This is a genomic window from Acidobacteriota bacterium (assembly GCA_038040445.1).
In the GTDB taxonomy this organism is placed as follows: domain Bacteria; phylum Acidobacteriota; class Blastocatellia; order UBA7656; family UBA7656; genus Onstottus_A; species Onstottus_A frigus.
On sequence record JBBPIG010000001.1, the window covers coordinates 464,393 to 482,125 of the forward strand.

The 17,733-nt window shown below is 55.5% G+C and carries 14 protein-coding genes, 1 tRNA gene and 2 rRNA genes (1 of these 17 running past the window's edge); 5 read left to right on the top strand and 12 right to left on the bottom strand.

Features of this window, described 5'->3' with window-relative positions; all coding sequences use genetic code 11:
* The first annotated feature begins 24 nt into the window (after positions 1-24).
* The 3 genes from AABO57_02100 to AABO57_02110 all read left to right on the top strand — a co-directional run bounded on the left by AABO57_02100 (position 25) and on the right by AABO57_02110 (position 4,721).
* Positions 25-4,266, top strand: a complete 4,242-nt coding sequence (locus AABO57_02100; protein ID MEK6284515.1) for an AAA family ATPase — start codon at positions 25-27, stop codon at positions 4,264-4,266.
* 69 nt (positions 4,267-4,335) lie between these two features.
* A complete protein-coding gene (locus tag AABO57_02105) occupies positions 4,336-4,518 on the top strand; it encodes a hypothetical protein (protein ID MEK6284516.1) in 183 nt (60 codons plus the stop codon).
* On the top strand, positions 4,515-4,721 hold the full coding sequence (locus AABO57_02110; protein MEK6284517.1) for a hypothetical protein: 207 nt from the start codon (positions 4,515-4,517) through the stop codon (positions 4,719-4,721). Before AABO57_02105 ends, AABO57_02110 begins: the two co-directional genes overlap by 4 nt.
* A gap of 41 nt (positions 4,722-4,762) precedes the next feature.
* On the opposite strand, the gene AABO57_02115 is transcribed toward AABO57_02110, so the two are convergent.
* The 4 genes from AABO57_02115 to AABO57_02130 all read right to left on the bottom strand — a co-directional run bounded on the left by AABO57_02115 (position 4,763) and on the right by AABO57_02130 (position 8,277).
* Positions 4,763-5,812: a CBS domain-containing protein gene (locus AABO57_02115; GenBank protein MEK6284518.1), complete on the bottom strand. Its 1,050-nt coding sequence runs from the start codon at positions 5,810-5,812 to the stop codon at positions 4,763-4,765.
* A 60-nt stretch (positions 5,813-5,872) separates the two neighbouring features.
* Positions 5,873-5,956: transfer RNA gene (locus AABO57_02120), tRNA-Leu, on the bottom strand.
* A gap of 138 nt (positions 5,957-6,094) precedes the next feature.
* On the bottom strand, positions 6,095-7,111 hold the full coding sequence (locus AABO57_02125) for a hypothetical protein (GenBank protein ID MEK6284519.1): 1,017 nt from the start codon (positions 7,109-7,111) through the stop codon (positions 6,095-6,097).
* Positions 7,112-7,137: 26 nt separating this feature from the next.
* On the bottom strand, positions 7,138-8,277 hold the full coding sequence (locus AABO57_02130) for an isocitrate/isopropylmalate family dehydrogenase (protein ID MEK6284520.1): 1,140 nt from the start codon (positions 8,275-8,277) through the stop codon (positions 7,138-7,140).
* 176 nt (positions 8,278-8,453) lie between these two features.
* On the opposite strand from AABO57_02130, the gene AABO57_02135 reads away from it, so the two are divergent.
* Both AABO57_02135 and AABO57_02140 read left to right on the top strand, forming a co-directional pair.
* Positions 8,454-9,320, top strand: a complete 867-nt coding sequence (locus AABO57_02135; protein MEK6284521.1) for a VOC family protein — start codon at positions 8,454-8,456, stop codon at positions 9,318-9,320.
* A gap of 117 nt (positions 9,321-9,437) precedes the next feature.
* On the top strand, positions 9,438-9,713 hold the full coding sequence (locus tag AABO57_02140; protein MEK6284522.1) for a hypothetical protein: 276 nt from the start codon (positions 9,438-9,440) through the stop codon (positions 9,711-9,713).
* Between the two features lie 525 nt (positions 9,714-10,238).
* Here AABO57_02140 and AABO57_02145 read toward each other — a convergent pair.
* The 8 genes from AABO57_02145 to AABO57_02180 form a co-directional block, all read right to left on the bottom strand.
* The gene (locus AABO57_02145; GenBank protein ID MEK6284523.1) at positions 10,239-10,781 is read right to left on the bottom strand and encodes a DUF1579 family protein; all 543 of its coding nucleotides are present in this window, start codon (positions 10,779-10,781) and stop codon (positions 10,239-10,241) included.
* Between the two features lie 105 nt (positions 10,782-10,886).
* Positions 10,887-12,314, bottom strand: a complete 1,428-nt coding sequence (locus AABO57_02150; protein ID MEK6284524.1) for a hypothetical protein — start codon at positions 12,312-12,314, stop codon at positions 10,887-10,889.
* Positions 12,315-12,401: 87 nt separating this feature from the next.
* Positions 12,402-13,709 carry a cytochrome c gene (locus tag AABO57_02155; GenBank protein MEK6284525.1) on the bottom strand — a complete coding sequence of 436 codons (1,308 nt, stop codon included), beginning with the start codon at positions 13,707-13,709 and terminating at the stop codon, positions 12,402-12,404.
* 408 nt (positions 13,710-14,117) lie between these two features.
* Complete coding sequence (locus AABO57_02160; GenBank protein ID MEK6284526.1) at positions 14,118-14,567, bottom strand: cytochrome c; 450 nt, start codon at positions 14,565-14,567, stop codon at positions 14,118-14,120.
* A 5-nt stretch (positions 14,568-14,572) separates the two neighbouring features.
* Complete coding sequence (locus tag AABO57_02165; GenBank protein ID MEK6284527.1) at positions 14,573-15,046, bottom strand: hypothetical protein; 474 nt, start codon at positions 15,044-15,046, stop codon at positions 14,573-14,575.
* Positions 15,047-15,086: 40 nt separating this feature from the next.
* Complete coding sequence (locus AABO57_02170) at positions 15,087-17,051, bottom strand: thiamine pyrophosphate-binding protein (GenBank protein ID MEK6284528.1); 1,965 nt, start codon at positions 17,049-17,051, stop codon at positions 15,087-15,089.
* A gap of 310 nt (positions 17,052-17,361) precedes the next feature.
* Positions 17,362-17,478: ribosomal RNA gene (gene rrf, locus AABO57_02175) — 5S ribosomal RNA — on the bottom strand.
* 107 nt (positions 17,479-17,585) lie between these two features.
* Positions 17,586-17,733: ribosomal RNA gene (locus tag AABO57_02180) — 23S ribosomal RNA — on the bottom strand (it continues 2,878 nt past the right edge of the window).

The following is a 17,733-nucleotide window of genomic DNA, read 5'->3' on the forward strand; positions in this document are numbered from 1 at the left end:
TCATAAGAGGAGGTGTCTCGAGGGATGAGTAGCCAATCCAATCAGAACTATCCGCTTCGCCATATTTCCATCCGTGTTCCTTGGCACGATGACGGATGGCGCGGAACCGTATGCAAGGCCCCCAAGCTGAACACAGCCTGTCTTAAGCTGCCGCGCATCGCGGAAACAAAGAATGAGGAGGCTGAAGACGCAGTCGCCGGACAGTCGATCAAGATTCTCGAACGAACAGACTGGCCCTGTTGCGTCAGTGAACGGGCGACGTTCATGGCGGACTTCCCGATCGTCCGAATGGCTGCGCACCCATATATAGAGACCTCGCCTAAGACCCACGGGCATTTCGGGCCAACTGAATGCCGTCAGCCCCCTTATTCGGCTCCGGCTTTGCCGTTCTTGTGGATGCGCAAGGACCAGTCCGAACGTTACACCAGAGAGTACGATCTCGACGTAGACGAGGAGAGAGAGCCGGACCTTGGGTTTTCGACAGGATGGATGCAAGACTTGAGGAACCAGCGCCCGTTGTTGGACTGCTTCTTTGGCCATATTCGGCCTGAACAGTCACTCTGCTTCTTCTACGCGAAACAGGTCCCTTTCGTAGAGGAGTTCGGCCGAATCATCGTCGGCGTGGGAAGGGTCAGGAAGATCGGGCCGGCAATCGAGCACGCCCACACAAAGAAAGGCGACCTGCGAAGCTCAGTATGGGACAGAGCCATTGAACACTCGATCCGCCCCGACTTCAAAGATGGGTTCATTCTGCCGTACCACGCAGCTATCGAATTGGCGGAAAGAAACTCTGATTTCAACCCTGCCGAGATCGCTGCGTTCGCGCCCGCCGATCGCATAGCGGAGTTCTCATACGCATCTGAGCATGTGAGCCACGACGGAGCGATTGCCGGGTTGCTTGCATGCGCTGCTTCGCTAAACAAGGCCAAGGAATCTATTGAGGGTCCCTGGGAAAAGTGTTTGAAGTGGATCGATGATCGCCTGGGCGAGCTTTGGAAGATGCGAGGTCCTTGCCCGGGTCTCGGCGCGGCGTTGGTCGCTTTCGGGATTGAGTTGGGGACCTTTGTCGCAAGAGAGCTCGCTGCACAAGTGGGTGACAATGAAGATCCGTGGCCACTCGTGGACAAGATGTTCAAGGAACCGAAATCGGTACTACCCGCGCAGCTCACGAAGCAGATTGGAACAACTCTCCGGGATACATGGAAGGCGCTGAAGAAAGACCGCCTCGCGTTACTTCAGCTCATTAGCCGGTTCGACATCACTCCTGAGCAAGCATCGGCGTTGTATGTTCGCGAAGAGCGGGAAAAACAAGGCATTGACTGCGAGGATAGCCAGATACTTAAGGACCCATACCAGGTTTATGAAATGACCCGGTTGACCGCGCTACCTGTTAGCCTCTGGACCGTGGATCGCGGGGTCTTCCCGGTGCCGGTAGTGCGAGATAAGCATCCGTTGCCCGAGCCAAGTGCTCTTGACAGCGGGACTGACCGGCGACGCATTAGGGCGCTGACAGTGGAGGTCCTGGAGAAGGCTGCGGGTACTGGACACACGCTTCTATCGCAGAGCGACATCGTGACTAAGATTCGTGAGCAACAGATCGAACCAAAATGCATGGTGAACGAGGACGTGATGGCGGTCGCCGAGTTCGATTTCGCTGGCAGCCTTACGGTGACCGAGATGAACGGCGGAAAGGTCGCCTATCAATTGGCTCGACTGACGGAAGTCGGCGAGGTGATTCGCAACGCTGTCACTAAGAGAATGAGTGGCAAGCGGATCAAGGTCGAAGCGAATTGGCCCGCCATTCTTGACAAGGTCCTCGGGCCTCTGCCAGAGGAGGAGTCTGAACTGGAGTCTGAACTGAAGGCGCGAAAAGAAAAGGTCAGCGCCTTGAAGGAACTGGCTGAGTCACGATTCTCTGTGCTCATAGGACCCGCTGGTTCTGGCAAGACCAGGGCCTTGACGGCACTCTGCTCGCATAAGGACATAGCCGACGGCGGGGTACTATTACTCGCCCCAACCGGTAAAGCTCGCGTGAGGATGGAGGAGGCGGCGAAGGAGCTAAAGGTAAAGGCTAAGACGCTGGCGCAATTCCTGAGCCCACACCGGTACGACTGGCAGACTCAGTCTTATCACTTGTCCGATCAGCCAGCGGAGGACCAGGCGAAGACTGTGATAGTTGATGAAGCATCGATGCTGACCGAAGAGATGCTCGCTGCGCTCATCGAAGCTTTGAAGGGTGTTCATCGTTTGATCCTGGTGGGTGATCCGAGTCAGTTACCGCCGATTGGAGCGGGACGACCTTTTGTAGACATCGTTAGCAAACTTAAGCCGGACAACGTCGAGAGTCGACCCCTGCGAATCGATGCCGGATACGCTGAGCTTACGATCAGGCGCAGACAGACCGGCGACGAAAGAAAAGACCTTCAGCTTGCGGAATGGTTCAGTGGCAGACCGTTGGCGCCGGGAGAAGACGAGATATTCGACGAAGTAGCGAAGACAGGAGATTCAAAGCATCTGCGGTTCGTGCGTTGGGATGAAGATGACACTTTCCAGTCGCTGTTGCTCAAGATCCTGGCGGAAGAGCTGGAGCTCAAGAATATAGATGATATCCGGGGCTTTGATCTTTCGCTTGGAGCGAACGCGTTCGGGTACTTCACCTATTTCAACACCGGCTGTGCTGAGAAGGCTGAGTCCTGGCAGATTCTCTCACCGGTGCGAGCGATGACTCACGGTGTTGCCGAAGTGAATCGGCTGGTACACAAACAGTTTCGATCGCAGATGGTTCAGTTCGCAAAGAAGCGATTCTACGAGCGAAAAATCCCGTCGCCTATGGGCAATGAAGAGATCGTCTACGGCGATAAGGTAATGAACCTGGCGAACCACAGGAGAGACAAAGACCGGAAAGGAGGAAGCCTGGTTTATCCTCGAGAAGGCGCTGTCTGCTACATCGCAAACGGTGAAATCGGAATGGTCACAGGTCAGTTCAAGACGAAGAAGATGAACTGGCTGCCGAACCGTCTGAAGGTCGAGTTCTCGTCGCAGAAGAAGTTTCAATACGACTTTCGAGAATGGGAGTTTGGCGAAGTGAAGCCGGCGCCACTGGAACTTGCTTATGCGCTTACCGTCCACAAGGCACAGGGTAGCGAGTTCGGTAAAGTGATGTTGGTACTCCCTAACCCCTGTCGTCTCCTTTCGCGAGAGCTTCTGTACACAGCCTTGACTCGGCAACGCGACCGCATGATTCTTCTTCATCAAGGCAGCATGCAGGACCTGCGAAAGTATGCGTCCGATACCAGGTCTGAAATAGCCGGGCGGATCACGAATCTCTTCGCTAAACCCAATCTTGTCGAGGTTCAGGGCCGCTTTATGGAGTCACGACTGATCCATTGCACTTGCGACGGCACGCCGGTTCGATCGAAATCCGAAGTGATCATTTACGATCAACTGGTCAAACACCGAATCACACCCTCATACGAGAAGGAGCTCGTAATCAACGGTGTTGAGAAGCTACCGGATTTCACAATCGAGGATGATGAAAGCGGCGTCACCTACTACTGGGAACATCTCGGTCTGTTGTCTGACCCCGGCTATCGAGCTCGATGGGAGGCAAAGTTAGCCTGGTATCGAGCAAGTGATATTCTGCCCCACGATGAAGGAGGTGGCGATCGTGGCACTCTCATCTTGAGCCGGGACAGCGAGGAGGGGGGCATTTCGTCTCAGGACATCTCTCGAATCATAGATGAGGCGCTCGGTTCGCTGGTGCCTAAGTCAGAGGAAGATTCAATTGCCTCGTTGATAGCAAAAGGCGAGAGCCACCTTTTGGAGTTCAAGTCATCGGCTCGATGGGACATTCGCCAGAAGAAAGCTAGCAAAGAAATTGAAGCGGTGGTAGTCAAAACAGTCGCGTCATTCCTGAACTCAGAGGCCGGAGGCACGCTCTTAGTCGGGGTCGACGACGGCGGAGCAATCCTCGGGTTAGAGCATGATTATAAGACACTGGGTAAGAGGCAAACCCGGGACGGGTTCGAGAACTTCCTGACGACTCTGCTGCTAGATGCTTACGGCAAGGAGTCCAGCCCTCTCATAGGCATCACTTTTCATGAAGTCGAAGGAAAGGACGTATGCCGCGTAGCAACGAAGTCCTCGCCGAACCCGGTGTTCGTCAGGGATGACAAAGGCGAGCATATGTATATTCGAGCCGGCAACTCAACGCGACTGCTCTCAACACGCGAAGCTATCGAGTACTGCAAGATGAGATGGAAGTGACCTTCCAGCGCCTCGCTACACTGAATCAAAGTCATCGTTGACACAAACGAAACCACCCGCGCCGGCGAGATCGAACGACTCGGTTTCACCGGCTTTGATGCTTTGCATCTGGCGTGCGCCGAAAGCGGAGACGCCGATGTCTTTCTAACCACAGACGACAAACTAATGAAACGCGCCGCTCGGGTGTCAACAAAGCTCGATGTGAGGGTCGCCAATCCGCTACAATGGGCGCAGGAGAATCTCATCGTATGAACATCCAGGAGCTCACTCAAGAACAGATTCGCGTAATCGGATTAGAAGTCTTAGCGCGGGAACTCGGCCCGACTGGCTTGGTCCGTTTTCTACAGCTCTACGAGCAAGGAAGCGGCGATTATACGCGCCAGCGCCCTGACCTCTTACCGCCGCTAAACGCCGCCCAAATAGCGGAGAAGATACGCGAGAACCGTGATAAGTAGTGCCGCCGTTGCCTACGAGGTTCGACACCGTCTCCCTAGAATCAGAGCATCTGAAGAAACTTGCGCGTGTCTCTTAGCAGTTCCATATCATCAGGAGAGATTCCATCCGGATGAAAGTGCATCACGTCGTTTCGAATCCTGCCCACCTCTCGTAGCCGCTTTGTACATTCTGCACGTGACAGGTCGTAGCCAAGTCGATCCCAATTGACTGGCTTGTCGAGAAGACGAACATACTCCCCAAACGTCAGGTTCGCTACGTTCTCTATTTTTCGGTTCGCGTCATTCGGATCGGGATTGGCTTTTAGGTCTTCGAGAGAGAATTTGCCATCAATCAATCGACGCAGATGGTTCTCAATCTCCGAGAGCAACAGAAAAGGTTCTGAGAGATCACTGAACTGACGGCTAATATCGTAGGTAGTAACAAGTCCGGTGATCTTATTCTCGTTGTTCCTGACGAGGACGACATCCCTTTCCGCTATCTTCCCAATCGCTTCGAAGAGATGAGTCTCGGAGCTTACGACGTCGGCTTCCTCGATACAGTCGCGAACATACTTGCATGGATTGCCACTTCTCACTCTTGCTCGACCGATTGATCTCCAGCTTACAAGGCCTTGCACAGTTCGTTCGCCCTGCATTACGGGCAATTGCGAGTAGTTATTCAAGAGCATCTTGGCAATCGCATCGGTGAGTTCCGTATCGCGGGTGACGGAAAGTGGTGGCGTATTCGCCGCCTTGAGCATGCCAATTCGCGGGGCAGGATCAGGAACGCTCCCGCCGCTCACCGCTGCCGAGGACGCATCAGTCTCGGTCCCGGGTTCCTCAACAACGATTGTTTTGGAAGCCACAGGTTTCTTGTCCGGGCGTTGTAGCGGCTTTAGCTTGATGCGTTGGTCAATATAAGCAACTTCGAAATCAGGGACAGTAACCAGCTTGGCTTTCCTCAGAGCCGATCTAATTTCGCGCACGACGAGAAGCCCGCGACGCTGCGCGTCAAACCACGATAGTAGTTCTTTTACCCTTACTACTTTTGGCTTGCCATCTTGATGGATCTTCTCGGCGGCTTCCTCAAGCTGTGGAGGTATCTTGGCCATTGAGAGATATCGTCAGGAGAGACTCCGTCTGGATCCCTACAAACTTTGATTTCATTTGTATGCCGAGGGCGGGACTCGAACCCGCACGGCCTTTTGGGCCAGAGGATTTTAAGTCCTCTGCGTCTGCCATTCCGCCACCCCGGCTTTTCAAACGCAAACCCTATGACAATCCAACCCGTGAGCTTACTCGAACGCAAGCGATAACAATCCAACCTGTGAGCCCTACTAAATTCAAACGCAAGCTATCACAATCCAAACCGTGAGCTACTTAAAAACGAGCTACTAACGAGCGACATTCTTTAGCTGGTTTATCCTATCCCGAATCGCACTGGTGAAGCAGTTCACCTCCTCACTCGTTGCCCCACTCGCGCCGAGCCCCGCCCGAATCTGCTCATCAGTGATTCGCCCAATGAAGCCGAGCAACCATTTGACGTCACTCACTCTGATGCCGTCTCTTATGTCGTGTTCACGCTTCCCATCGTAGCCAAAACGCACCCTGCCGCCTTCGACTCCGTTGATGAACTTTCGCGTCTGACTCGTGTAGCCGTCGCAGTCCCACTTCTCCCGCGATAACGCCCCTCCCCACTTTCCCATAGTCGCACCCCAGTCGCTCAACAGGTAGCTGACTTCGCCGGTCTTTTTTCTGGTGTATATCGCGGTATTGGACGACGATTCTCGCTGGTCCTTGGGGTCCCAGTTCGATGTCAGCATCACGATTATCTTCAGACCGTTCAGTTCCTGCGTCCCGACAAAAGGGTTCTTGTCCCACGACCAGCTCTCCTTATCCGTTCGTTTGCTGATTCCCTTCTCTTTCAACTCGAACCTGGCGTTGGTGAAGCGACCGTCGGACCCGACGTACTTCTTTGCCCGACTGAGCCGTTTGACGCCTTCAATCTTTCCGGATTTGACGAAGTGCGTCGCCTCTACGTAATAGCCCGCCGCCCAAACCAACCGCGACGCGAAGACCTCGCAATGAATCTCCGAACCCCACTTCACACCCCAGGTCTGCCCGGCAGCGTCCTTTACCTGTACCTTCGGGTTCGTGCCGCCAGTGTCTTCTTCGATAAATGTGAACGGCGGCTTCGGAGCGAGCTTCGCGCCACCGATTCCATTAACGAAGTCCAGGTCCTCGACCGCGCCGGGGTCGTGCCAAATCGCGGGAGCTTGTAGAGGGGCCGCCGCTTCCGACTTGCCCGCGCCCTTCTTTTTCTTGCCCTGCCCAAACGCCGGCTCGGACGCAGCGATCAACAGACAAGCGATCAGCGCCAAAAGAGTCAGTTCAAGTACTCGTCTTTGCATCACGATTCTCCTTACTTTCTCCGTGTTCACACGATCGACCGCAACTTTTGTTCAACGGCGGCGCCTACCTCGCTGCACCTGGACGCATGCTCTTCTCCGATCAAATCATAGGTGAGCGTTTTGCCTTCCAAGAGCACCGCCGCCACCGCGGCTTCCACCTTACTTGCTGCGCGAGCGAGCCGGTCATCTCCGTGCCGAGCCGCCAACCACTCCAACATCATCTGCATAGCGAGAATTGCCGCCAACGGGTTGGCTTTGTCTTTGCCGGCATGCTTGGGAGCGCTGCCGTGAATCGGTTCGAACATAGCGTGTTCATCGCCGATATTCCCGCCCACCGCCAATCCCAACCCGCCCGCCGTTGTAGCGCCGTTGTCGCTGACGATGTCTCCTACCAGGTTCGGAGCCACGGCGACGTCGAACCATTCAGGGCTGCGAATTTGCCACTGACAGAACGCGTCCACATAAGCGTAGTCCATGGTGATGTCAGGAAACTCGCGTTCGCCGACCTCTCGAAATATGTCGCGAAAGAACCGGTGCGCGCCGATGATATTCGATTTGTCGACGCAGGTCACTTTCATTTGCTTGTTGCGGCGGCGCGCGAGATTGAAGGCATAGCGCACGACCCGCTCAGTTGCCCGCCGGGTTATCCGTATCGGCGTGACTCGGCCGTCTTCGATTGCTTCGACCTCTCCGGTATAAGCATCCTCGGTGTTCTCTCGGATGACGACGTAGTCAACTTTCCCCGGCTCCCAAACCTGAATGAGCTTGCCGTGAATCTTGTGTTTGACGCCAGGGTAGAGTTTTACAGGACGGACGTTTGCGTAGAGGTCGAGCTTTTTCCTGTTGCCAATCACCTGAGCAAACCCAGCCAGTTGAGGCTCGGGATAAGGCTTGCCGGGCTTGGTGAAGATCGTTTTCCCGTCAACCTCGTGGCCAACCGCGCCGAGCAATATCGCGTCGGCAGCCTGGCACTTCTCAAACGAGCCCTCGGGCCATTCCGTCTCGTGCTCGACGTAGTAGTGGCCGCCACAGGGAATCTCCTCGACTTTGAAGTCAACGTGGAACAACGCTCCAACCACACTCAAAACTCGCAGGGCGCAGGCGAGCACTTCGGTTCCAATCCCGTCCCCCGGTAGCGCTACGATGTAATATGATTGCTTCGCCATCCAATGCTCCCGTGGCTCGAAGTCGAATGTTCACTATAACCACGGGTCGCGGGATGGACAAGAGAGGCGCGCCTTGACGCGCTTGGTTCTACTTCATATAACCCTGGGAGCGCATCCTGGGAGCGCAGGCATCCCTGCCTGCGCTCCCAGGGTTCGAGTCGAAGGAGAGATCAGCGATGCGACGATCACCAGGCTTGAAGTTTCTTTTCGTGATTATCATCCTGCTGTGGCCGGGCTCAATGGGTTTGTCGCAGGATGCGCCGCCGCCGGCCACCTTTCATCATGTGCACCTCAATTCACTCGATCCTTCGGTGGCCGCTGCGTTCTACACAAAGACCTTCGACGTCACGAAGAAGACGACGATTGCTGGGATTGATGCCGTCCAAAGCGAGAACATGTATCTGCTGTTCAAGAAGGTCACGACTGCTCCGGCGACGTCGCCAGACAGCGCGATCTGGCATTTTGGGTGGGGCAGCACCGATATGGAAGCGGACTATCAGCGGCGCCTCGCGGGCGGCGTCGCGTTTCAAACGCCGATGACCAGGCTCGGCTCGGGAACTTTGTTCGCTTACATGAAAGGGCCTGACGGCGCACTGGTCGAGATCAATTCTTCACAGACTCGCGCTTTCATTCACGTGCACCTGTACAGCGACGCGCCTCTGTGCGCGGCCGAGTGGTATCAGAAACATCTCGGCGCAGTGAGCCGGTCGGCTACTCAGCGGACGGGCCCTTGCGAAGTTCCTTTCGCGGCGCCAAGCGAACCGTTGGGTGTTATTCGCTCGCCGGCGACGACGGTAAGGATCGGCGATATCAATCTGATCATCTATCCGCGCCAGCGTCCGGGACCGCTGGTAAGTACTCGCGCGCACGTCGTCGATCACATCGCAGTGAGCTATCCGGATGTTGCGACAGCTCTTGAGCGCTTGCGCAAATCAGGTGTGAAGGTGCTCGAGGAGCTTCATCGATTCGGAAACAGCAATGGGCGGGCAGCGATGATCGAAGGACCGGATTCGATTGCGATTGAGCTTGTAGAAAGAAAGTAATCGGCAGGCGCGTCACCCGGCCGCTCATGCTAATTGTGGCCGGCAATGTTCATTGCCGCCATCCGCTCGGAAGTAGTACCCTAGAGAAAGTCTATTAGGTCTCTGCAAGGTTAGATCATGAGCTCACATACCGAGACGATCGAGATAACAGGACTGCCACCTGGAACTAAAGACGCTTTAGAGCAGATCGCACGCAGTGACGGAAAGAGCGGAGAAGAATTTGCCCGGACGTTGATTCAGGCAGAGATCCTTTCGCGGCGGCCTTTCAAAGAGATTCTGGCGCCGATTCGAAAGAGCTTCGAGGAAAGCGGTATGACCGAGGAGGACCTTGACGTTCTGATCGAAGAAGTACGCGAGGAAGTCTGGAAGGAACGCACGGAGAAGGGTAAGTGAGCGGCGAGGACGACCCACCGGGTGTTGTCTTTGATTGCGTGGTGTTTCTCCAAGCAGCAGCTAACGAGAACGGTCCCTCCGGTAGCGCATTTGACTTACTCGACAGGGGCGAAATCAAGCTCTTTGTCAGCGAACAAATCCTTCTGGAAATCCGCAGTTCTCTCAACCACCCCAGAGTCCGTCAAAAGTTGCGCGGGATAACGGACGAACGGGTAGAGGCAATCTTCAAGCGCTTGGACAAGCTCGCGATTCCTATTAAACGAAGTACCGCGAGCTTTCGAGTATCCGCGAGACCCGAAGGACGAGCCCTATGTCAATCTGGCAATTGTTGCCGGAGCCGAGTATCTCGTCAGCCGCGACAACGACCTTTTGGATTTGATGAAGGTCGAAACCAGAGAAGCCGAGGCTTTCCGTAAGCGCTATCCGACGCTCACCGTTCTTGATCCGGTGGCTTTCTTGCGTAAGATGAGAGAGTCGATCACTACTGGCTGACAGATAGGTAGTAAGTTTACTGAGATCGGCCGGTCAGCTTCGGGTCCACTTTCTGAACCACGGGTTGCCAAGGCTAGTGTACGGGCCGCCGTCCACTGAGATCTCGAGCAGCAGCCGGTAGTGCGCAGGAGAAAGCATCTGGGTCTTTCCCTTTAGCTTTATGACCTTGCCGTTCTTGGCGATCGGCGCGCTTTCCCAGAAGATCGTGTAGTAGCCGCCCAGGTCTCCGCCTATTTTGCCGCTCTTGAAAGCAGACACGCCGTAGCTGAAGATCTCGTAGCGATTGACTAGTTTCTCCTTCTCGTCGTAGCTCGTGATGGCTCGGCCTTGAAAAGGTCCTTCGGGTCCTTCGCCTTGAATCTCACTCTCATATTTCTGACCGCTGAGGATCTTCTTGTAGGTTTCAGTTCCCTTCATCTTTCCGGCTGGACCGAGCGGCGATTCGGGCACATTCCAATCGAATGCCCACGTGCCGACGAAGTAATCCAGGTTCGGTGGCGGCATCGGGTCGCTTGGTTCGGTTGGGCGGCTCGGTTGTTGAAAGAGAAATGCAATCAGCAGGAGAACGACTGTCATTGGAATTCAGGGGACTCCCGGCTCAATATTCCATTTTCCATTTGTCATTTGTCATTTTTCATCGTGGAGAATCACAAATGACAAATGGAAAATGAAAAATGGTTCTTAATCTTTCTTGCTAGCGCTCTGGCCAGCAGAGACTTTCGTCAGGTCAACGCTGTCCACGGTGTACTCGAACCACGGTATGAACATCTCGTCCCAGCTTTGCTCGCTCCAGAAGACTTCCTTCTGCGGAGCCGGATTGTAACGGTTCTTCAGCGAGTTGTCGTAGTGAGCAATCGCAATCAACTTGCTCCCGGCGGAAACCTTTAGCGGTTGAGCGAGTTCGTAGTGGAGCTGCCAGTTGAAATCAAACTTCGGCACGTTGAGCAGCGTTTGCTTGCGCCCGTCGGGCCAGACCAGGATGTATTTGATGTCCTTGCCGCGTAGATGCATATGCGGAGCGAAGGCGTACACCGTGATATCTTGTTTGACCGTCATCTCGCCCGCGATTTCCCAGTTGTCGGCGTTCGGTGGAATATTCGGAATCTTGCCCCGAGTCTTTACTTCGCGCCCGTTGACCATCCTGGTTTCGGCGATGTCCTTGCCACCTACCAACACGGTGTCTATCACTCCCTTGGTCAGTACCTCGTGAGTAACCGGTCCTTTCGCGAACCATAAGCCAAGCATCGAACGGTCCTTCTCCGGACGACCGGTCGGTTGATAGTGCATGTTGAACTGAAAATACATCCCCGGGCTTATGCGCTTCGCTGTCCCAGCGTAGTGTCTTTCAAAGCCCTTGCCGGGCGCTTGTCCAATCAGCTTGAACGCGCCGGCACGAGCAAACGAGTCCTGACTTTGAAAGACCTCCGAGCCTTCGCGCAATCCACCCGTACGGCTTGCGTCGGAAGTATTCAGCTCAGCCTTAACCGCACGGCCGTTAACGATCTTGCTGCCTTCGGGGAGCCGTGTGACATTGGCGATCGAGTGATGGACTACTGCGGGATTGCCGGGACGCAGCTCAACCGCTTCGACCCAGCGATCTTCTTTGAACGGAACCTGTACGTAGAAGTTCTGCATCGGCAGCTCACCCTCGGCCGGGATCTCGAAGTCGACCGGCATCGGGATAATCAAGTCAGGCTCGCCCGAACTCCAACCCTTTGTGAACTTGGGCAGAGGCGGCAGGGCCGAGTCATCACCCTTCGGCGCGCCGCCATCAACCCAGGCGACGATGGTCTCGATCTCTCGTTGCGATAGCCGCCGGTCATTGCCAAATTTCAGCGAAGACTCAGAGTCGGCATACCACGGCGGCATGCTGCGCTCGATGACTTGTTCGCGAATCGCTTTGGCCCAGGGGCGGACTTCCTGAAAAGAAGTAAGGGACATCGGCACGGCTTCGCCGGGGCGATGGCAATTTGCACACTTGTTGAAGACGATCTGCGCCACTTCTTTGGTGAAGCTTGGTACCGGCTTTTGTGAGGCACTGGTGCGAATGAATGCCGTGACCGCAACAACGGCAAGAATCGCGATGAGAACAGCTATCGAGCGCTTCATCCATCCCTCCTTCTCTCTGCCTGAGAGTTGCGCGGATCTGATCGCCTACACATCGTCAGCCCGTCGCGCCGCCCCGGCTGACGCGAGCTACTTCGAGCCGGACTCCGGCAGCTTGCTGCGGAGATCCTGCTTATCGATCGTATAGTCCAGGTATCCGATCATCATCTCGTCCCAGGTTTGCGGCCCCCACGAGACCAGCTTGGTCGAATCCGGGTTGAACTTGTTTTTGGCAGAGTTGTCGTAGTGAGCGACGCATTCCAGGCGGCTGCCCTTGGGCGCAGCTACTGGCTCTTTGAAGAAATAGGTCATCTGCCAGCCGAAGTCCCATCGAGGCACCGACAACAACATTTTCGATGTGCCGTCCGGATACACCAGCCGATAATCGAAATCCTTACCTCGAAAATGCATGTGCGGGTGAAGGCTGTCGATGTGACTGTCCTCTTTGAATTCAAAGGAAGCTTTAGCCTCGTAGTTGGGATCGCCCGGCGGAATGGCGAGACGCGTCGCGGCCGCACCAGCGGTGATGACTCGCTTCTCAACCGGCGCCCTCGAGAAGATCAACCCTACGCTCGAGCGATCCTTACCGGGCTGACCGTTAGGCGTGTAGTGAACTTGGAATATCAAGACTGAACCGGCCTTTAGCAGCTTTGCCTGACCCGGCTTAAGGATCAGCGGCGCCTCGCCGGGAGCCCAGCCCACCAGTCTTCCGTCAGAGTCGCCCGGTCTTTCACCGGAACTCGGCCGCCCGCTGCGAAGGCTTTCCGGGTTCAGCTCGCCCGCGGCCGGCAAAGGACCATTGCCGGGATATCTGACATCCACGATCACATGATGCACTAACAGCCTGTTCCCCTGGCGAATCTCTGCGAACTGGACGTAGCGGTCCTCTTTGAAGTTCGTGGGAGCAGCGAAGTACTTATATGGGATGACTCCTTCGGCCGGCACACTGAACTCCTCGGGCATCGAGATGATGACGTCGGGTTTGCCAATGTTCCATCCCTCAGTGAACTTTGGAGCAGGCGGGAGATCTTTAGGATTGCCCTCTGCGGCGCCGGCATCTACCCACCCAACGATTGTGTCGATCTCCTTCTGGGAGAGGCGTGGGTCGTTGGAAAAGTGGTTATGTTGCGGATCGGCGAACCACGGCGGCATCTGACGTTGCGTGACTTTCTCGCGAATTGACTTGGCCCACGGTCGAGCCTCCTTGTAGCTTAGCAGCGACATCGGCGCGACCTCACCGGGACGGTGACAGCCTGCACAGTTTTTGTTGATGATCGGCGCTACGTCTTTTGAGAACGTGACCGTCGATTTGTCGCTGGCAACGCCCGGCTCATTCGAAAGGAACAAACCTATCAAAAACACGCCGCAGACAATCCCACAACTGAAGATGCGTTTCATGCGCCAACCTCCCAGCGGAATTATGCAAACCTATTCAACAAACCACCCTATGGATAACCGCGAGGCGCTTCGATATGGCTGCTTTTGAATAACGCCTGAACTGTGACAACAACCCAGCGTTTAACTCGCCTCGCTCCTGCCGACGATACCAAGTGTTCGTATAAAAGCTTGTACCATACAGTATAGGCGATCGCCAAGTTCAGGTAGTGTCCTAATCTTGTGTTGGTCGATCGACTAGGACAGTATCGGGTGCCAGGGCACCTGCGAGTATCAACACAAGATTAGGACAGTTCCCAAGTTCATTCACCGTCAGCTTCGGAGCTAATAGAATTTCTCCTCGATCCTCTTGAGTAACGACCTTGCGATTTGCGCTTGTACGTCTCGTTGGTAGGACCCCAAGACTCCGGATCATTTTGGGGTGATGCTTCGGATGTAGTTCACCAACTGCCAGACTTGCTTCTCGGTCAGCTTGTCCTTATAAGGTTCCATGTCGGCGCTCACCCCATCGCGAATGACTACGAAGATTTCGCCGTCGCTCGAGCCATGGTCCCACGTTTCGTCGGTGAGGTTCGACGGCGTACCTCCGGCGAGAGCCATCGAACCGTCGCCCTTGCCCGACGGGCCGTGACACGATGCGCAGTGCCGCAAATAAGTCTTTCGGCCTTCCGTGATGGATGACTCGTCGCTTGGGATTGGGTTCTTGAGCTTCTGCGCCACGGGGTGGCGATGGGGAGTGGCGGGATGCGTTTCCTGCGTTCGCGAGGCAGCGAACAGCGGCAAAAATAAAAACGCAAAAGCCAAAAGTAGTGACGCGTGGTTGTTTGCAGGCTTCCTCGTCTTTCTTTTTTCCTTTTGCATTGTTCCTACTCCCGGGGAGCGTCGAAGTTTTCGCTCATATAGTCAGGGTCCGAATCGTTCAGGTGTACGAAGATCTCGTGAACCAGGTTGACCAGCTTGTTCAAGCCGTACGCATACTGGTTGTTCTTCACCCTGAGCGCGATCGAGACGTTGCCTCCGCGATTCGTGCAAGAGACTTCGGCGCAACGAGGGTCTACTCGCCGATGCTTCGGGATACTATGATCGGACCGGCTCTTCAACAAGTGCTTTAGATCGCCGTACAGTATCGAGTTCGAAGGCACGTTCGGCAGCAGGTTGTTGAATTTCAGGACGCCCTTCCGCCCGTCGAGGCTGAAGTCCACTAGCCGGCTTCCCAGCCAAACAAACCTGAAGACATTCTTCCTGTTCCGCCCCTTTACTTCATCGAGACCGCGAAAAACTCCTCTGTCGGCATACGCTTGCAGTCCTTTCCTCACCACATCGACGGGATCGGTTGGCATTTTATTAGCGGCGGCACGCGCGACAAGCTGCCCAACGAAATCAGTGATAGTACGACATGCACCCGGGTTCCACTTTCCCCAACAAGCCTGGCGGGTACTGTTCCCGGATCCAGAATTCTTTCTTCGCCTGGCAGTTGATAACCGAAGGCCGGCTCTCTTTGGCAGCGATCTGGTAGCTTCGCTCGAGCGCAGGCCGAAACTCCTCAGGCCTCGTCACGTACTCGCCGTGCGCGCCAAGGGCTTCGCCTATCTTGTCGTACCTGAGGTTCTCCTGAAACAGGTGGATGGGTAGCGTCTTGCTGTTGCCTCGGTTTCCAGTCCATGTGCCCCACGCGTTGTTGTTGTAGACGATAACGATCACCGGCAAGCGGTACTTCGATAGGGTCTCCATTTCCATGGCGGTGTAGCCGAACCCCGCGTCGCCGGTTATGCAAACGACCGGGTGTCCCTTGTAGGCCGCTTGCACGCCGACGCCGTTCTGAACAGCCGCCGCTACGCCTACCGAGTATCCGACATCCGGACCGATCGCTCCATACTGATAGGCGCCGTTCATGATCTGCCCAGGCCGGTAGCCCCTCAACCATCTTCGCGTATATCTCGCGATGCCATAGCCCCCGGAAGCAATCGTAGTCTGTTCTTTTGGAATGTTGCCTCGATATAGAAAGTCGCTCAGCTCTTTGGCAATCACAGCAGGGTGCACAGCATCTGTGTAGCTCAGACCGAGTTTGTAAAATGAGTCGCACTCGTCTTCGAACTTCTTGCGCGCCGCGGCAATCTCCGCGACCCACGCGTCGTGTTTCATCGCGGGTATCTCGTTGAACAAGGCTTCAAGGGCTGCTTTCTCACAACTGACGATCCCTATGTCAATGGGCAAATTGCGGCCGATGTCCTCGGGGCTCGGGTCGATGCGGATGTACTTTGCATCGGGCCCAAACGCGAACTCGCCGATCGTCGGCATACAGTATTGACCGACGAGCACAACCACGTCTGCGCTGACGAGCGCGCTGGGCGCCGCGTTGGCCGAGAGCGGATGCGCGTCAGAGAACTGGCCTTTGGTGGCGCCCGACTCAACCACCGGTATCTGCGCTTTCTCGGCCAGGGCCTTCAATGCTTCCCACGCGCGGCTGTAGAAGACCCCGTTGCTCGACACGATCATCGGCCGCTCAGCGCGCTTAAGGAGTTCAACCGCAGCTCGAATATCTTTGGGATCGGGGTGAGGTCTGGAATCCGTTCGGTATCTCGACTTGTCGAAGTAGTAGGCGAGATCGGCCGCGCTCTTGAATTGCGCGCGATAGACTTCGCTAGGAAAGTCTATGTGAACGGGCCGGGGAATGCCTGATCTCAACTGCCGGAAGGCGTACGCAGCGTATTCGTGGACGCGCCCCGGAGTGATCAGACGCTTGCCGTATTTCTTGAGTCCTTCGGTGGCCGGCTGCTGATATTGAAGTTGGATGCCCGCCTCGGTATCTTCGGTAAACAGCGACATGTTGCTCGCAAGAACGAGGACCGGCGACCGCGCGGCGTTGGCTGAGGCAATGGCGCAGATCATATCCGTGAAGCCGGGCCCTTCCGTGCCGGATGCGGCTGCGACTTCACCAGTGACGCGCGTGAAGGCATCCGCTGCGTGGCACATCGAGCCTTCGTGCCTGCCGGAGTACGTGGGAATGCCCTCGAGCGCAATTGCGTTCTGGACGTTGTAGTTCCCTGGGCAGCAGAACAGCGCCGCGAGCCCCTCTTCCTTGCATACGCGCGCGAACACCTCAGCCCCGGTCATCGGGAAGTCGGCCTTCTTGAGCGGCGTCTTTGTGGCGAGGTTAAACTCGTCTGGGATCTTGATCGGTCTGGATGTGTCGGGCGTGTCCGAGCCGATGGCCACGTTGCGTGTGCCGAGTACGGTGGCCGCGGCCCCTGCGCCGATGGCCGCTTTGGCAATGAAACTCCGTCTTGAAACGTCAAGAGCTTTGTTCACGTCGGTTTCGTTCTGCCGAGCAATAGGCTTACCCATAGTTAAGAAGACACTCCTCTCGAGTCACGTCGGAAGCAACACACGTTTGCTAGTCATCCTTTATCGGCTGAGGCGGCCATCGCCTTCAATACCTATCCTGCCAGTCCTGAGTTACTGGGACACGTTCTACCCAAGCCCGGCGCGCAAGTCAAGGCGGCGGTAGGAATCTGATTGCTGACCATGAATAAAGCCGGAACAGAGTTGCTCGGGCGAGTCGTAGTGTTGCAATTGAGATCGGAAGAGATTGGAGAGGCGAGAGAATTGCATGAGAAAAGCCCGCTCAATCGAGCGGGCTTTTTCTTCGATGTAATCCCGGCGGCGACCTACTCTCCCACACAGTTACCCATGCAGTACCATCAGCTCCGTAGGGCTTAACTTCCGTGTTCGGGATGGGAACGGGTGTGACCCCTACGACATAACCACCGGAAAACTATAAAGAGCAAAGTGCTCTCAGATAATCGAAAGGCAAAACTCGCAATCAAGAAAACCCGCTAAGAGAAAGGCGTGCTGACCGGTTTGCAACGAGCAAACTTTATGGTCAAGCCGGTGGATCGATTTAGTACTGGTAAGCTAAACGCGTTACCGCGCTTACACACCCAGCCTATCAACCTGGTGGTCTTCCAGGGATCTCATAGGGAGAACTCATCTTCGGTCGGGCTTCACACTTAGATGCATTCAGCGT